General features: G+C 50.2%; 15 protein-coding genes and 1 tRNA gene. 6 read left to right on the top strand and 10 right to left on the bottom strand.

Annotated elements, in window-relative coordinates; translation table 11 throughout:
• Window positions 1-28 precede the first annotated feature (28 nt).
• Entirely contained in the window at window positions 29-1189 is a 1161-nt protein-coding gene (locus P8J86_06340; protein ID MDG2054309.1) for a glycosyltransferase, read from the bottom strand.
• A gap of 198 nt (window positions 1190-1387) precedes the next feature.
• Between P8J86_06340 and sat the strand changes: the two genes are divergently transcribed.
• Window positions 1388-2581: a sulfate adenylyltransferase gene (sat, locus tag P8J86_06345; protein MDG2054310.1), complete on the top strand. Its 1194-nt coding sequence runs from the start codon at window positions 1388-1390 to the stop codon at window positions 2579-2581.
• A gap of 81 nt (window positions 2582-2662) precedes the next feature.
• The gene (gene cysC, locus P8J86_06350; protein MDG2054311.1) at window positions 2663-3274 is read left to right on the top strand and encodes an adenylyl-sulfate kinase; all 612 of its coding nucleotides are present in this window, start codon (window positions 2663-2665) and stop codon (window positions 3272-3274) included.
• A 65-nt stretch (window positions 3275-3339) separates the two neighbouring features.
• On the opposite strand, the gene P8J86_06355 is transcribed toward cysC, so the two are convergent.
• A complete protein-coding gene (locus P8J86_06355) occupies window positions 3340-4362 on the bottom strand; it encodes a type II secretion system protein (GenBank protein MDG2054312.1) in 1023 nt (340 codons plus the stop codon).
• Window positions 4337-5425 carry a prepilin-type N-terminal cleavage/methylation domain-containing protein gene (locus P8J86_06360; GenBank protein ID MDG2054313.1) on the bottom strand — a complete coding sequence of 363 codons (1089 nt, stop codon included), beginning with the start codon at window positions 5423-5425 and terminating at the stop codon, window positions 4337-4339. Before P8J86_06360 ends, P8J86_06355 begins: the two co-directional genes overlap by 26 nt.
• A 394-nt stretch (window positions 5426-5819) precedes the next feature.
• On the opposite strand from P8J86_06360, the gene P8J86_06365 reads away from it, so the two are divergent.
• The gene (locus P8J86_06365; GenBank protein MDG2054314.1) at window positions 5820-6065 is read left to right on the top strand and encodes an RNA-binding protein; all 246 of its coding nucleotides are present in this window, start codon (window positions 5820-5822) and stop codon (window positions 6063-6065) included.
• Window positions 6066-6153: 88 nt separating this feature from the next.
• Here the strand turns inward: P8J86_06365 and P8J86_06370 are convergent, their stop codons facing one another.
• The 6 genes from P8J86_06370 to P8J86_06395 all read right to left on the bottom strand — a co-directional run bounded on the left by P8J86_06370 (window position 6154) and on the right by P8J86_06395 (window position 12354).
• A complete protein-coding gene (locus P8J86_06370) occupies window positions 6154-7092 on the bottom strand; it encodes a DUF1080 domain-containing protein (GenBank protein ID MDG2054315.1) in 939 nt (312 codons plus the stop codon).
• A gap of 594 nt (window positions 7093-7686) precedes the next feature.
• A complete protein-coding gene (locus tag P8J86_06375) occupies window positions 7687-8772 on the bottom strand; it encodes a PCRF domain-containing protein (protein MDG2054316.1) in 1086 nt (361 codons plus the stop codon).
• 105 nt (window positions 8773-8877) lie between these two features.
• A complete protein-coding gene (gene rpmE / locus P8J86_06380; protein ID MDG2054317.1) occupies window positions 8878-9132 on the bottom strand; it encodes a 50S ribosomal protein L31 in 255 nt (84 codons plus the stop codon).
• Window positions 9133-9348: 216 nt separating this feature from the next.
• Window positions 9349-9421: transfer RNA gene (locus P8J86_06385), tRNA-Asn, on the bottom strand.
• 136 nt (window positions 9422-9557) lie between these two features.
• Complete coding sequence (locus tag P8J86_06390; GenBank protein ID MDG2054318.1) at window positions 9558-11783, bottom strand: CotH kinase family protein; 2226 nt, start codon at window positions 11781-11783, stop codon at window positions 9558-9560.
• Window positions 11784-11907: 124 nt separating this feature from the next.
• Window positions 11908-12354 carry a DoxX family protein gene (locus tag P8J86_06395; protein ID MDG2054319.1) on the bottom strand — a complete coding sequence of 149 codons (447 nt, stop codon included), beginning with the start codon at window positions 12352-12354 and terminating at the stop codon, window positions 11908-11910.
• A 165-nt stretch (window positions 12355-12519) separates the two neighbouring features.
• On the opposite strand from P8J86_06395, the gene P8J86_06400 reads away from it, so the two are divergent.
• The 3 genes from P8J86_06400 to P8J86_06410 are packed head-to-tail and all read left to right on the top strand — an operon-like array spanning window position 12520 to window position 15502.
• Window positions 12520-13065 (top strand): hypothetical protein, encoded by a 546-nt coding sequence (locus P8J86_06400; protein MDG2054320.1) that lies wholly within the window; start codon window positions 12520-12522, stop codon window positions 13063-13065.
• The gene (locus P8J86_06405) at window positions 13053-13814 is read left to right on the top strand and encodes an NRDE family protein (protein MDG2054321.1); all 762 of its coding nucleotides are present in this window, start codon (window positions 13053-13055) and stop codon (window positions 13812-13814) included. The genes P8J86_06400 and P8J86_06405 overlap by 13 nt, the downstream gene beginning before the upstream one ends.
• A 2-nt stretch (window positions 13815-13816) precedes the next feature.
• Window positions 13817-15502, top strand: a complete 1686-nt coding sequence (locus P8J86_06410) for a VTT domain-containing protein (protein ID MDG2054322.1) — start codon at window positions 13817-13819, stop codon at window positions 15500-15502.
• A gap of 57 nt (window positions 15503-15559) precedes the next feature.
• Here P8J86_06410 and P8J86_06415 read toward each other — a convergent pair.
• Window positions 15560-15916: sulfite exporter TauE/SafE family protein (locus P8J86_06415; GenBank protein ID MDG2054323.1), on the bottom strand; the 357-nt coding region annotated here is incomplete at its 5' end.

Raw genomic sequence — 15916 nt, forward strand, 5'->3', positions numbered from 1 at the left:
AGAGGGGAGGTTTTAATGGGGTGCATCATCATTGGGGGGTGAGTTGATTCTCATACATAGCGACATACTGTGAGAGAATGGAGTCACTCGCAAAGGTATCAAACACCCATTTTCTGCCTGTTTGTCCCATTGAAACGGCTCGATCCCGATCTTCAAGGAGTTCTTTCAATTTGGCGGCAAAAGCCTCTGGTGTGCGATCAACGATCAAAGCGCCACCGGAGCCTTCTAGCTCTGGCCAAGTGTCAACACCACGGGTGGTCATGATTGGTGTTTCACAGGCAAGTGATTCAGGGAAGATGAAACCAAAGTTCTCTTGGTTGGTAGGCAGGGCCATCACATCAGCTGCTTGATAGAGTGAGAGTTTCTGATCTCCAGACACGTGGCCGGTAAAGGTGGTGCAAGCGCTGAGGCCAGCATCACTGACCTGCTTCATCAACTGATTGGTGTATTCAGCATCACCAGTTCCTGCAAGGACCAGCCGAAAGATAACACCGCGGTCATTCAGCTGCTTTGATGCAGCAATGAGCGTTTCGGCGCCCTTCTTCGGATGCAATCTGCTTAGGAACAAAATGGTTGGAATGTGACTATCCAATTCGGGCCATTTTTGCTGAGCCAATGCAGGCCCAGGGAGTTCACGATAGGGGGCTAGATCAAAGACCAGTGGAATGACAATGCCGCGACCGTTTGGATACCACCGACTGGCTTGTTCATGCTCTTTGCTCGCAGTGGCGTGCACATAGGTGGCTTGTTCTAAGAACCGCCGGCCTCGCAGCATCAGGTAGATTCGTTTCTTTAGATGGCGCTGGCTCATACTCCAGTCATCGAGCATGCCATGAATGGAGATGATGTTTGGTATCCCGGCCTGTCGCGCTACTGCAGCGAAATACGTGTTGGTAGGGTCCCAGGGTGTATGCAAGTGAATTGCATCAGCATTCTTCATTGCATCGTGCCAGGTCGCCTTGGCTGAAGCATCGAGACGGCCAAATGGGCCGGAGATTCCATTGATTTGAGTGACTTTCGGTAGTGCAGAACTACCACTTTTCCATTGGGAGGGTATGTCAGTTGGATCCTGGGTGACGACCTCCACCTGATGCCCACCAGCGGCCATCAGGGCAGCAAGGTCTAATACTGCTCGAACGACGCCACCATCTTCGAGGCGAAATCGTGAAAAATAGTGGACGACTTTCATGCAGTCAGATCCGGAAGTGGTTGGGTTATCGCTTAGATCACTACGCGAGGCAATCTGTCTATACTATGCAAGATAGCTGCAAATGAGCTGTTTTGCGGGGTTTTTTAGGAAGTCTTGCCTCCCACTCTGGTAGTCGCTACGATCGTCTTTTCGTTATGCGCAAGCGATCTTGCCCCATCCGCTTAGGGAGTCCGTCTCATGTCCAAGACCTCGTTAATCGATCCTCACGGAGGATCGCTGGTAAATCGTATTATCTCTGGCGATCAAGCTACCAAGTTGCAAAGTGAAGCTGCTTCGCTTCCAGCAATCACACTCAGCGATAAACAGGCCTGTGATCTTGAGATGATTGCAATTGGCGCCTTTAGCCCGCTTGAGGGATTTGTTGGGAAAGATGACTTCGAGTCTATCTGCAAGAACATGCGGACTGCCGACGGAGTGGCATGGCCAATTCCGATTACGCTGGCAGTTGATGATGCAACAAAGGCCTCGATAGAGCCTGGTAGCCGCGTGGCTCTCTATCACCGCGATAGCACGTTGCTCGCAGTGATGGATGTGAATGAGGTTTATAGCCACGATAAGAAACTGGAGATTCCAAACGTCTTTGGTACTGAGGATGAGGCACATCCTGGCGTGGCAGCCGTGATGGCTGAAGGTGACTGGCTGTTGGGTGGACCCATCCATGTCCTCACCGTGACCCCAGAGCATGAGCCAGGTGAACAATTCACCGCACATCGACTTGCACCAAGTGCAACACGAAAAGAATTCTCGGATCGCGGCTGGTCTACGATTGCTGCTTTCCAGACACGCAATCCAATCCATCGGGCTCATGAGTATCTCTGTAAGTGCTCACAAGAAATTTGTGATGGTCTCCTGATCCATCCGCTTGTGGGTGAAACCAAACCTGGAGATATTCCAGCAGATGTCAGGATGGAATGTTACGAGACCATTATCGACAAGTATTTCGTAGATGAACGTACCTTGCTGTCCGTGATGCCGGCAGCGATGCGTTATGCGGGCCCCCGTGAAGCAGTGCTCCATGCACTTGTTCGACAGAACTATGGTGTCTCGCACTTTATTGTTGGTCGAGATCACGCTGGTGTGGGTGACTATTACGGCACGTACGATGCACAGAATATCTTCGATACTTTCGCAGACGGTGAGATTAAGGTCATTCCACTCAAATTTGAGCACGCGGCCTATAGCAAGAAGGCCCAAGGCATGGTCTCCGCTAAGACCTTCCCCAAAATTGAGGGTGATCAGATCTTCCTTTCAGGAACCAAGGTTCGCGAAATGCTGGACCGCGCGGAGCGGCCACCAAAGGAATTCTCACGCGAAGAAGTTGCAGATGTCTTGATTAAATGGGCAACATCAGAGGTTCCAGCAGGGGCCTAATTGAGTAGAGATGAAATACGTTGTTGGGTTGGGTTTTAAAAACCGGCGTCACAACACTAACTTGGAGATGATTGAACGAAAATGGCTGATCAAGTAGCAACGAACATTACTTGGCATGAAGGTGAGATCACCGCTGAGAAACGGCACGAGAACATGGGGCAGCAGGGCGCTACGCTTTGGCTCACCGGTCTATCCGGTAGTGGAAAGAGCACAGTTGCAGTTGCTCTTGAGCAAATGCTTATCGCAAGAGGCAAACATGCTTATCGATTAGATGGCGATAATGTTCGGCATGGCCTGAACAAGAACCTCGGTTTTTCTGCCGAAGATCGAACTGAGAATATTCGTCGTATTGGTGAAGTGACTAAGCTCTTCGCCGAATCAGGCATGATCTCAATTACAAGCTTTATAAGTCCTTATAAAGCAGATCGCGATTTAGCTCGTACCGCTCATGAAGAAGCTGGTATTCCTTACTTTGAAGTCTACGTCGAGTGCCCACTAGAAGAGGCAGAACGACGTGATCCAAAGGGGCTTTATAAGAAAGCCCGGGCTGGCGAGATCAAGGGCTTCACAGGGATCGATGATCCATACGAAGAACCAGATGCAGCAGAGCTTGTGATTCGCACAGATCAGCAGACCATTGAAGAAAGTGCTGCCACTTTGCTGAGCTTGCTAGAAACCAAGGGCATCATCTAGGTCGCAGTATTGGCTTATTGAAATTGTTGATACACGGGCTCGCCTTCATGGCGGGCCCGTTTTTTTTAGCGTCTTGGTTTAGACGGTCCAAATGGCATCCATGACCAGGGGTCGTGCGCGATTGTTCCAACGAGTTCAACAGAGGTCGCACCATCGAGATGGACGAGAGGAAGGCCTTGTTTTTTGCCGCGTGAAACTGGGATGCCTGCAGTGCCAAGATTGCCAGAACCGGAATCGACTATCTGGCCATTCTCATCGAACCACCACTGATCGAATTCCCAGGGGTTCGCAGGCGCATCATCACCATCGACGGTGGAGCGTTCAAAATCACCTGCCCCTGGTGGGCGAAGCTCCATATAACCCCATTTGGTACCGGGGACAGCTCCCAGATTCGCATCAGGATCATGCGACGAAGCGAAGAGAATCATGCGGGACGGTTGCACGACTTCGCTCAATCTTGTTGCGGCCAGGCGTTCAGATGCATACCGACTTCCCCAGGGATGGTAGCGTTTCGCAAGACCACCATGACGCGAGTCACCGCCAAGTGCTATTGAGTTGAGGCCAAAGCTTGGTCGTAGGCCTACACCGATTTCGCTTGCGGAGGCAGAGCCTGATCCATAGACGTTGTTGGCGACTTCTGCGTCCATAAGGTCCAGGACAGCACTGTCACGGTAGTCCGCCATAAAGGTCTTGTATCCGCCACCCATATAGGGAGCGAGTCTCCAGACATAGCTCGCTGCATCTTCTGGATTAATCTGACGCCCATCGACCTTAGCCTCAAGTTCGATTGGCATATCTGCAGCATTCGCGTAATCACTCGGTGCTGAGTAGCCGGGCATCAATTCGCCATTGTTATCCGAACTCGATTGCGTATAACCACTGGCCATCTGCCGAAGGGCATCAGTCGATCGAGCTTGTGTGGCTGTCTCTGATGCGCCAGAAATTGCCACGATGGTAATCGATGCAAGAATAGCAATGATGCCCAAGACAACGAGGGTCTCGATAATCGTAAATGCTCTAGGAGTCTTTTTGTACTTTAAATACATACAAGTCGATCCTTGTTTAGCCACCGCAGTAAACAACATCATCGAATTTATCCAGGACACCTGTCCCCGCGCCAATGAAGTCTTCAACGGAATAGTCGTTTCCACCGATTGGTGTTTCAATACTTCCTGGACCATCAGTGGCAGCAAAGTAAATGCCATCAGGTCCGGCAGAGATCAAAACGATGCTGCCTCGAGCGATAGAGTCCCAGTTCGTAACAGGCTTCAACTCGTTTTCATTTTTGATGGGGTTGCCAATGGCTGGCTGGCGAAGAATTTGAGCCAGTGCTGCATGACGCGCCTCATCATTACTAGCCAAGGCATCATCGTTGCTCAGAATGCTACCGCCATTCCAATTCGCAAAGTTTTGATCGTTGCTATCAATATTCCCTGATAGAAGGTAGGGCAGCGCTGTCTCAAGGTAGAACTGCGGCCTGGCGGTCAAATCGCTATTGGTGAGATCGCCACGTGTACGTGTCTGTCGGAAATAGAGAATGGGGCGGCCCCAGCCGTCGACGAGATCGGGCAAAAGCACTTCACTGCCTCCAAAGCCCGGGGAATACTGTTCAGAACCATTCATTTCAATGTCTAACATTTCACGTTCACTTGGTGAAAAGTAGGGTGAGAATTTACGACCTTTAATCGTTGGGCCTTCTCCAATTCGTTGAAGATTGAACTTCATTTTGTAATTGCCATCATCACTGTTGTCATCGAAACTGACCTCATTCCAACCATCATCATCTAAGTACGCTCCGTATGCATCTCCTCCAATCTCATCTTCAACGACATAGCCACCCATCAAGTGAAGGAGTGCATTTTCAGTGCCACTGATTTTGGGGCTGCCTGCAAGAATCGCCTCAGGCACGACGCCGGGTAGGAAGCCGTGATCTTGGCGGAATTTCTCACATGATTGTGCAAAGCTATCCATGACAGCAGTGGTTTGCGCTGCATAGGCTCTATTGCGTGCACTTGAGAGGGCAACCAAGAGAATGCCTAGCAAAATCACAATGATTGAAATCACCACCAGTATCTCAATCAGCGTGAAGCCTGAACGAGAGAACGGCTTTTGAAATCTATGCATTTGTTTCAAACGGGATGAAGCGTACATGTGCGGCGTCTCCAAAAGAAATCCATGACCTGTGTTCACGCGAACACCCTCGGCCACAGGACCGCACCGGCCCGTCACGCTCATCCGCTTCATCTGAAGGATAGCACCCTGAGCAGGCGAGGCGAGTACTTCTTTGGCATTGAAGGTGTCTTTTGCCAGTTTGGTCGCATCCTAGTGCTTTTTTGGGGCATTGAGTTGGGTTTTCAAAGCTCATACTGAGTGAGTGAGCAGGGTCGTTGGCCGAGCTCCGAGCTTTCCTGGTAGGATCCAAGTGCTGATTCAAGATGCGTTCATAAGAGCCCTTGAGTTGTGCTACCTATGGACGGGCCCGCTGCAGATCTACCCCGACAAGATCGCTGACGGCTCTCTCCTTGTCGGGTTGAGGATGTATGTGGTGAAACTGTACATTGGCAATTTGGCCTTCTCAACGACGCAGGCTGACCTAGAGCAAGCCTTCGCCCAGTTTGGCGAGGTAAGTGATGCAACAATTATCAACGATCGTGAAACCGGGCGATCACGCGGTTTTGGATTCGTTGATATACCTGATGACGCATCTGCGAGAGAGGCCATCAGCAAGATGGATGGCACAGATATCGGGGGCCGCGAAATTAAGGTCAATGAAGCGAAGCCTCGGCGTTGATCGTCAGCTCTTGAAGCTTCTTCTTAATCGTTGATTGCAGTCTGAAATATCAGACACTTTTAACGGGCGCGCTCACAAGCGATGTCACTCACTCTGGTGTGGACGTTGGAGGCGTCTGGTTTGCATCTTCGGTAGGGGATGACCAGGGTGTGCCATCCGGATTGAGCCGCATCAATTCAATATCGCGAAATGCAACCGGGTGGCTTTCTGCTTGGAGTGAGATATATCCAGAGCCAAGCCTGTCTTGCCCCTGAGCTTTGTCGATCATCTGCTTGGCATCTGGATCATTGGCATCGAGTATTGGGTTTTGATACTCATGTACGAGGGTGCCATTGATGTAATGGCGTATTCGCTGGCTGCCGAGTACTTCAACTTCCATATTGACCCATTGATCACCGTGATAAGTCTCTGCCTTCGAATCAATGATATGGGCTTTGGTGAGCTGATTGTCGACTTCAATATGCGTTCCAGGTGTGCAGACATTTCCTGTTGCTCGCTCATTTGTTCCATCACCGCCTAAGAACTGAAACTCGATGCAGACAGGAAATGGTTGATCCTGGCGCATGGTTTTTGGATCTTGGCAGTGAAGCATGACCCCGCTGTTGCGCCACGCCCATCCCGGTCCACCTGGGACTTGCTCGCCGGTAAAGCGGTACTTAAGTCGCAGGCGATAGTTTTCAAAGGGTTGTTGGTAGAACAAGTGCCCAAAGCGATCGTCAAATCGCTTGTAATCATCATAGCGCATCTTGATGGCACGATTTTCAACATGGGCCGTATGTAGAGGATTTTCTCCCAGTTCGTGTCCATTGACCTTCATGGTCCAACCATCAAGGTTCTCACCATTAAACAAAGGGATCCACTGGCCAGAGTTACCACTCTGGCTTGGTGTGGCCTGTAATGTTTCATCGATTCCGGCTTGCCCAAGATGGCTCTGGGATTGCTCGATCTCTTGTTGGCCATGAGCCAGAGGCATCATGGCAAGGAGCGTAAAAGAAAGCAGGACAACTGACATGTGGAAAGTGTTCATCGCAAAGCTCCTTTGATTCGGAATATTACCGGGCTTTGGGTATCGACGAACATCAGCATGGAAAATCAACAGGCATCGCAAAAGTGAAACCGCCCGGAATGGGGGTACCGGGCAGTTCCACAAGGAGAGAAAGAGAGTCTTGGGGAGAGAGAAGAGGGTTCTGATAATCTAAGAAACAGGTCCTTTTGAATCAGACGGGTATTCCTAAAAATCTTCCTCCCGTCTAATAAGAGATACGTCGTAATTTGGTGGTCGGTGCGTTTGTAGTGTGATCTTATTGGTCTTTTTTTGAAAAACCCCCGCTCTGGTCGTACCAGAGCGGGGGTTTTGTCTGAAAAGTGGTCCATGTAAAGGAAACGTATGACCTGGACAAGGACCTCCAGAAGAGAGAAGGCGAGGACCTACGAAACGATCGTAGGTTGAAGCGAGGGAATCGTGTCTTCTATTAAGAGTTATGCGCTTCTCTCTGCTCTCACGGGAAAATAAGCCGGATTCTTAGAAAACTTTTTTAGAGAAGGGGGGGGCAACCATTTTTTATGCGAAAAACATGGTTTATGCCCGAAATCAACCCAAGACAAAAACAGCCCAAGCTGTCTAGAGGTTCTCAAGTTTCTCTGCCGTGTCGTATTCAATCAGGGCATCGGCGACTGACTGAAAACCTCCGCCTAAGAGTTCCTGAAGATTGAACGAACGTCCCAAGCGATGATCGACGGCCATATTGTCTTTGTAGCGATAGGTCCTGATTTTTTCCGCACGGTTACCGCGGCCAATCATGGCGCGCCGTTCGGCAGAACGCTGCGCTGTTTGCTCAGCAACTTGGCGTTCATAAATACGAGCTCGCAGCAATTGCCATGCAAGTTGCCGGTTTTGTGATTGGCTCTTGGTGTCTTGCATCCGGACTTCGACACCGCTGGGCTCATGAATGAGGTGCACCGCAGTGGCAACTTTATTGACATTTTGCCCGCCAGGCCCCTGACTGGTGGTGATCATCTCCTTGACGTCCTTGGGGTCAAGATCCACCTCAACCTCTTCTGGTTCCGCAAGCACCGCTACAGTTGCTGTGGAGGTATGAACCCGCCCTTGGGTTTCGGTGGCCGGCACACGTTTGACTTGATGTGTGCCACCTTCAAAACCAAGCATGGTCCAAACACCTTCGCCCTCAATTTGCAGCACGATGCACTTGAAGCCACCATGATCACCAGGGGAAAGCTCAATGTCCTTGACAGTCCACTTTCGATCGGTGGCATAGCGGCGATACATTTCCAAAAGATCACCCGCCCAGAGGGCCGCTTCATCGCCACCAACACCTGCACGCACTTCAAGAATCACGGAACCGATTGCATCATCATCTGCATTAACGAGTCGGCATTGAATCGAGGCCACAATCTCCTCAGCTTTTTGATGCAGATCCGGCAGCTCGGCACGGGCAAATTGAGTGAGCTCTTCGTCAGTACCATCTAAGACCGTTTGTTCGAATTCATCAATTTCAGAACGGAGATCAAGGTACTTACGATATTCAGTCACCAGTGGATCAAGCGCGGCGCGCTTGATGTTTCGAGAACGTACCTCGCGATGGTCGGCCAGCACTTCAGGATCTTCAAGTTCTTTGGTGAGTTGTTCATGCTGGATTGACAGCGCGTCTAGCTTGGTCGTTATTTTGGAATGCAGGTCGTAGCTCATGGTTTATGTTCGATGAGGATGACTGCCAGCGTTTTTATTGCGCAAGCGCACAGAAATGAAGGCACCATGAAAGGGTGCCAGAGGGTGAGCATAAGTTCAATATAGCTATCGCGCCTTAGAAGATGATTTGCCTTTGTTGGCTTCTTTCTTCTTGAAGTAGTCGCCTTGGAACTTCTTCTGGAACTTCTCAACACGGCCAGCAGTATCAACAAAGCTAGATTTGCCCGTGTAAAAAGGATGCGAGCCAGACCAGATCTCAACATTGAGCTCAGGCACTGTTGCGCCAACAGTCATCACTTGTTCACCACGATAGAACACTTTGCATTCGTGGTGGTACTCAGGGTGTATGTCCTTCTTCATGGTGGACGCTCCAAGATCTACTGATGGCATCAATTCGGGTCGCTGAGCCCCTTCGAAGGGCAGGACGGAGTAGCTTAGAAAACTGGCCACAAGATGCAAGCCCAAAGTGCCTTCATCATGGTTGAAATGCCTCTTAGGGCATTAAGCCAGTCGATCGTGTTGGTTTATCGGTATTCAAAGAAAAGGCCCATCGACTGATGGGCTCAGATGATTTAGCTCCCCCGCCTGGACTCGAACCAGGAACCTAACGGTTAACAGCCGTTCGCTCTACCAATTGAGCTACAGGGGAATGGGTTGATCGGCTGGGAAGGATACCCCGTCCTAGGGCAGGGGGTCAATGTCCAAACCAAAAACACGGCTCTATCTTCTTGGACCTAGATCGGGCCGGACCGGCCTGGGACCCATTTGGCCTGCGGAGTCCTGCTTTATTGGCCTGTGGTCCGGAGCTGTTGGATAATGCCCGGCCAGGCCTGACCGATCGCTTCTGGATCGACTTTGATACTCAGCAGGTAGGCGATGTACTCCACGACACCCCGCATCTGCTCATTCCAGCCACTTGCCATTGTCTCCAGTGCTGTTTGGCCACTGTTGTTTCGAATGTTGCGATCGGCACCTTTGGCTAAGAGCAATGTGACGGTATTGGCATGTCCGAAAAAGGCTGCTGCATGCAGCGGTGTGCCGCCATCGGCATTTCGGCGGTTGATATCTGCGTTCGCCTCCAAGAGCAATGTGACAGCATCGTCTTGGCCCATCACAGCTGCCCAAGCCAGTGGAGAGATACCTTTTTCGTCGAGTCGATTGACATCAGCGCCTGCGTCGATGTCTTTTTTAAGTGCAGCAATATCACCATCTTTGGCAGCACTCGACAATAGGGGCCGAGCGGGCTTGGGTAGGAGTATTGAGTACTTACCACCATGTTCAGCGAGTAAGAGTGCAACCTTGGGGCGGCTGGCTTTCACTTGCTCCATATCAGTTGAGAGACCAAGCCATCCTGACCAGAACTCTGCAATATCTTGCATTTCATCGTTCCATGGCGCGGCTGTAATGTCTGTGGGCGTGTAGCCATCATTGTTGATGATGTTGGGGTCAGCGCCTGAAGTCAGTAATAATTCCACGGCGTCATACTCACCAAAGAATGCAGCACCATGCAGTGGTACACCGCCATCATTTGAAGTGGCATTGACCTCGGCGCCGTGCTCGATCAAATAACGCATCGCATCGATTTGTCCAGCAATTGCGGCGAGGCCAAGGGCACTGCCGCCGCCCTCATCGCGTGCGTTTACATCAGTCCCTTGATCGAGGTGTGTTTTGATTGCATCGACGTCACCCAATTTGGCTGCAGCAAACAAGCTTTCATCGGGGGATTGCTTTCCGCCAATAATCGGGGGTGGTTCTGGTAGTTGAGCCCAGAGAGGCATATCGATGCCCGTGATCTCTGGCTCAATCATGGCTCGGCGGTTGCGAACGAATTCGCGTATGCGATCGGGATCGAATGATGACTTCTGGGCTGCAGAAAGATGTGCTCGGGACATTGCCTCGACACGATCAATGTCCGCAAGAATTGTTTCTTCGTGCCAGACATCCGTAAGCAGCTGTTGCATCGTTTGAGCGTAGCGCTCTCGGGCAGACGGTATCTGATAGAGACGGTAGGCGAGACGGCCAACAGTTCGCACTGAACGGGGCGAGGCGGGGTCCTCACCTAATTTGCTATAGGTTTCAAACATGGCGTCGGCACCCCATGGAATGAAGTGCAGTTTATGAGTCTCAGGATTGTGATACACAAAGAAGTTGTTGCGGTTGCCAGCGTATCCATCCCAAAAACTCAGCAATCCTTCCATGGCCCAGAATTTGTAAAACGCATCTTGATCAACAACCTTCCAGATCGCTTCTTCTGCTTCTGCATCATCTTCAATTTCAAGGGCATTAATCAAAGCCTGTAGTTGTGCTAAGCCAGTTTTCTTTGGGCCAAACTTACGTTCAAAGCCGCCTGCCCAATCTTCATAGAAGTCGACGACTGTTCCTTCATAAAGTGTTCCATTTGGATTCCCAAAGGAGTTCGCAAGAAAAGGCTTTCGTAGTGACTCAATGTGGCTATAGACACCAAGGTTCTCCCCATTGACACTGACTTTCGCAAGACTGGCGCGCGGTGCTGGGGTGCCAGCGGTTTTGAAAAGGTCGTAGCCAATAAACTGGCTCATCAATGTTGTGTCTTGCTTATTGTTATTGAGGGTAAGGCTACTGAGCCCTTCAATAGTTGTGCCCTTTGCATTTTTGTCGAGTTTGACTTTAAGAGACGGGCGGCGCCGATCGAGTGAACCCAAGAACCCCTTTTTTCGGAGGCCAACGTTTTGATAGAGCACCCCATCAATGGTGATATCCGCAGGGACATAGCTGAAGGGCGATTCAATAGTTTCGAACTGGCGATCGGGCCCTAAGGCCGTAGCGAGTGAGCGTGACTGCTTTCGAATTTCATTCCAGTCATCTTTATCGAGCGTAATGTCAATTTGTAAAACTCGATCGCGTGGAAACACTTGATCGAGTGTTTGCGTCGTATCAGTGTCCTGGCCAGCAGTGATGGAACCAAGGCAGAGAGCAGCGGTAGTACAGATCAATAGTGTTTGAAGTGCGATGTGATGTGAGATATTGCTCATGCCAATCAGTATCTATAGTTCTACGGTATTTATCGACCATGTTAAGGCGCGATGCAAGTAGCAATGCGCCCAGATCATTGTACAAAGACACAATCAAGCCATCATTTTGGTTGAGAATACAAAGTCATTTCTTCGAGAAAAGGCGCTTGGCCATTCTCATAAGTTGATTCTTGTGTAGGATGAGTAACACCACTGCACAGAGGAAACCGATGCACGCTTCTACGAAGAGACTGTATTGAGGTACCAAGTCTTTGGACCCTGGCGGCAAGTTATCTTTGATTCCCTCAAGGCTCACGCCGAGTACGGTAAGGTGACAGATGATCGCACCACCCAAGAGACCGAGCGTAAGCAGCGCACCGAGCGGAACGGTCCAAGGTAAAATTAACAAGATCACAGCGATCAACTCACAGGAGCCGGTGAAATAACGACCCCAAGGCTCCGCGTCGAGTGTGGTGAAGATTGCTACAGGCTCAGGCGCACCAGTGAACTTAAAGTACAGTGTCATGCCCATTAAGAAAGCGGCTACGAGTCGGAAAATCCAGGACGTTGTTAGAAAGGATGCTCTCTTCATAAAGGGTAAGGTAACAGGCAAGGCTCTCTTTAGTCTAGCCGTTTGATGAGGCAGTTAAAGACATATTCAGACAATCACATTTATTGGTGGAAAAACGACAAAAGGACGTTCGGTAAGCACCGGTTGTGCATTATTGATATCGTGCTTATCGAAGTGGGAGTCTCAATGACCATAAAAAAAGCTAAAAAAGGAAGAGTCGAACCGAGTGCGGCACTCTGTGGGGCTCTTCAGGATGTACTCGATCTGTTGGTCATCATGGACTCAACTCAGTATCAAGAAAATAAAATGCACGGGTTTCCCAGTTCAATAGGTGCCCATACGCGCCACTGCATTGATCATGTGGATGCATTGTTGCTGGGTTTAGATGAAGGGCAAGTGCGCTATGACCGCCGTGAACGTGGAACTCAAATAGAGCAGGAACGTGATTTCGCGATCCGTACGATTGAGGATCGCCAAGCGCAGATTGTCGAAATGCCAGCCGACATGTTTCAATGTGATGTTGAAGTAGCGGCACTTGTGACTTCTGATAGCGAAGAGCAAATATTTAGCTCATCAGGTGAACGTGAAACCCTCTACGTGTTCCACCACACCGTACATCACCTTGCTCTAATGGTCGCGCAAGCTGCGCAGATGCACATCAAAGTGGATAAGACCATTGGACGGGCACCAGCTACGATAGCTGCAGACATTGATCACAAATGTGCACGCTGACGATTGTTCCAGAATGTCTGGAGACCAGTTCCGATTCTGCTTATCGTCTTGCTTTCAATCGCGACGAACAACATACACGCCCAATCGCACAGCTGCCGAAGGTGGAGGTGCATGGCAACAAGAAAGTAATTCTTCCCCGCGAGCCTGATGGGGGTGGAACTTGGATCGCTGTTTCAGATGCAGGCCTTGCTTTTGCACTATTGAACGTGAATCCGCCCAATAGATCAGGAACGGTAAGTGGTGGACTGAGTCGGGGCGTGATCATTCCGGCCTTACTCTCAGCTGATTCGATTGAATCAGTTGCTGGCATGCTTCCAACAGCAACACAGGAGGTCAGGCGCCCATTCCGTCTGGTTGTCACGGATGGGCGAATGTGTATTGAGGCCGTTCAGGGCTTTGGAAGAATGAGTTGCCAGATGCATGATCTGATTGAGCCCATCATGAGATCGTCTTCAGGTCTTGGAGATGATGTTGTTGAAGGACCACGTCGATCGCTCTTTGAGTCGATGTTCGTGGATTCTGATCTATCACCAATATCTATACAGGATCAGTTCCATGCGTCTCGCATACTGAATCATGATGAGCAGTCGGTTGACATGTGGCGTGAGGATGCTCGAACCGTTAGTACAGCAGTGATCACCGTGACCGCAGTTGAGATAAGGATGGTCTACACACCTGGCGCGCCTCGTGAAAAGGCGCCCGGTGTACCGTACGCACTCATGCGCTCCCAGCTTCCAGGTGCCGCATAACCATGTTTGTTTTGTTTCTAGTGTTGCTTACCAGTGTTCCGGTAACGGAAGTCGGACTTCCCGGTGGTATCGGAATCGATGAATCGACGAGTGCTTGGCTGCAGATCTTTATAATTATCATCGCGACCTTCATTCTCGAGGATCCCACCTGTGTTGCAGTAGGATTGTTGGTTCGATCTGGAGTGGTTGAACCAGTGCTTGGGATTGGTTCGGCAATGGTTGGGATCTTCCTTGGGGATCTTGGACTTTATGCGATCGGCCATTTCGGTGGATCCGCGATCAGATCAAGAAGTTGGTTCCAGCGCAGGTTCTCTTCAAATCGACTGCAACGCATGCAAAGCTGGTTCAATGCACATGGTTGGACAGCAATTGTTGCGAGTAGGTTCATGCCGGGAACGCGCGTTCCGCTCTACATTGCAATTGGACTATCGCGTGGAAGCGTTCTTCGTTTTATGACATGGACGGCTATTGCCGTTGTTATTTGGGTACCGTTGCTGGTTATTGGTACGGCACTTCTTGGCGGCACCATTCTTGGACCAATTGAAGCGATTCTTGGGAAAGGTATCTGGGCTTGGATTGTGGTCGCAGTGGTATTGCTGGTGCTATTGCATGTGATTTCACTCACACTGACGAGCGCGGGTCGTCTTCGGCTAAGGACTTTCTTTTGCCGCTGTACACGCTGGGAATTCTGGCCACCATTTTTGTTTTATGCGCCCATTCTTCCGTGGTGCATCTATCAATATCTTCGTATGGGTCGATTGAGAACCGCAACATCTGTGAATCCATGTTGGCCTGATGGGGGAACCATTGGTGAGAGTAAGCAACACATACTAGATCTATTCCCTCGTGCAATGGTCGAGCCCTCATTTAGTTGTGAGCCGGATCAACATGCAGATAAAATTCTTTCGCGAATTGAAGAAGAAAAATGGTCTTGGCCCGTGATCCTAAAGCCTAATGAGGGGCAGCGTGGCGAGGGAGTCAAGCTCGTAAAAGACGCTGGCCGCATGCGCATGTTGCTCGATCAGGCGACGATTCCACTCATTGTGCAACGGTACCATCCCGGGCCTTTGGAGGCAGGCCTCTTTTGGTGGCGGCGACCAGATTCGAAAACCGGCAAACTCTTCACAATCTGCGACAAGGTATTCCCAGTAGTCATCGGAAATGGCCACTCAACGCTGCGTAGTCTCATCATTGACAATAAGCGATTTCGATTACAGCACCGTGTCTTCTTTAGGCGATTTGAAGATCGGCTCGATGAGGTGCTTCCTGAGGGCGAGAAGCTTCAGCTTACGCATGCTGGAAACCACGTACAGGGTTGTATGTTTCGTGACGGAGAACATCTTAGGACACCTGAATTGGAACGTTGGATCGACGAAGGGTGTTCACAGGTTCCGGGTTACTTCTACGGAAGGATTGATGTGCGTTACACAAATGTTGAAGACTTTAAACGAGGTGAAGGGATTTCCATTATTGAAGCGAATGGACTTTCAAGTGAGTCTACGAACATGTATGACCCCACCTTTTCGATTACGGAAGCTTGGAGCATCATGCGTAAGCATTGGGTTGTTGCCATGGAGATCGGGAAAATTAATCGCTCACGTGGTGTGCCTGGCATCAATGAGTGGACCTACATTAAAAACTGGTTTCACTGGCGCCGGACTGGTCGCAGTAACGAGCTGGCTGACTGAGTCAGCAGTCAGGCTATTCTGAAATTGACTCTGTTTGCACAAGTGCGTGCCAATAATTTATAACGCAAATGCGAGGGCAAACATCTTAAGAGCGGCAATGATGAGAACAATACTAAGTAGTATTTTGATGCCGCGTCCGGGTAGCTGTCGTGCTCCAAAATATGAGCCAAGTAAACCTCCGAGCACTGCACCAACGATATAGATCGGTAGTGCTTTGGGCAATATTGGTGATTCAGCAATGACGCCACCAAGACCAGCAAGTGAGTTGACTAACACAAAAACAATCGAAATGGCCGCAGTTCGTTTTGGGCCTGCCCACCCACAGATAATCAAGAGTGGCGAGAGAAAGATGCCACCTCCAGTGCCCGTCAATCCCGCCATCAACCCCAGTATGCCACCAGTTGTTAAGGCGAC

The sequence above is a fragment of the Phycisphaerales bacterium genome, assembly GCA_029268515.1.
GTDB lineage: Bacteria > Planctomycetota > Phycisphaerae > Phycisphaerales > SM1A02 > JAQWNP01.

What these genes read in the sequence shown, in the direction of transcription:
- P8J86_06340 (MDG2054309.1), bottom strand. Translation starts at nt 1,189, where the DNA reads ATGAAAGTCGTCCACTATTTTTCACGATTTCGCCTCGAAGATGGTGGC.
- sat (MDG2054310.1), top strand. Translation starts at nt 1,388, where the DNA reads ATGTCCAAGACCTCGTTAATCGATCCTCACGGAGGATCGCTGGTAAAT.
- cysC (MDG2054311.1), top strand. Translation starts at nt 2,663, where the DNA reads ATGGCTGATCAAGTAGCAACGAACATTACTTGGCATGAAGGTGAGATC.
- P8J86_06355 (MDG2054312.1), bottom strand. Translation starts at nt 4,362, where the DNA reads ATGATGTTGTTTACTGCGGTGGCTAAACAAGGATCGACTTGTATGTAT.
- P8J86_06360 (MDG2054313.1), bottom strand. Translation starts at nt 5,425, where the DNA reads ATGTACGCTTCATCCCGTTTGAAACAAATGCATAGATTTCAAAAGCCG.
- P8J86_06370 (MDG2054315.1), bottom strand. Translation starts at nt 7,092, where the DNA reads ATGAACACTTTCCACATGTCAGTTGTCCTGCTTTCTTTTACGCTCCTT.
- P8J86_06375 (MDG2054316.1), bottom strand. Translation starts at nt 8,772, where the DNA reads ATGAGCTACGACCTGCATTCCAAAATAACGACCAAGCTAGACGCGCTG.
- rpmE (MDG2054317.1), bottom strand. Translation starts at nt 9,132, where the DNA reads ATGAAGAAGGACATACACCCTGAGTACCACCACGAATGCAAAGTGTTC.
- P8J86_06390 (MDG2054318.1), bottom strand. Translation starts at nt 11,783, where the DNA reads ATGAGCAATATCTCACATCACATCGCACTTCAAACACTATTGATCTGT.
- P8J86_06395 (MDG2054319.1), bottom strand. Translation starts at nt 12,354, where the DNA reads ATGAAGAGAGCATCCTTTCTAACAACGTCCTGGATTTTCCGACTCGTA.
- P8J86_06400 (MDG2054320.1), top strand. Translation starts at nt 12,520, where the DNA reads ATGACCATAAAAAAAGCTAAAAAAGGAAGAGTCGAACCGAGTGCGGCA.
- P8J86_06405 (MDG2054321.1), top strand. Translation starts at nt 13,053, where the DNA reads ATGTGCACGCTGACGATTGTTCCAGAATGTCTGGAGACCAGTTCCGAT.
- P8J86_06410 (MDG2054322.1), top strand. Translation starts at nt 13,817, where the DNA reads ATGTTTGTTTTGTTTCTAGTGTTGCTTACCAGTGTTCCGGTAACGGAA.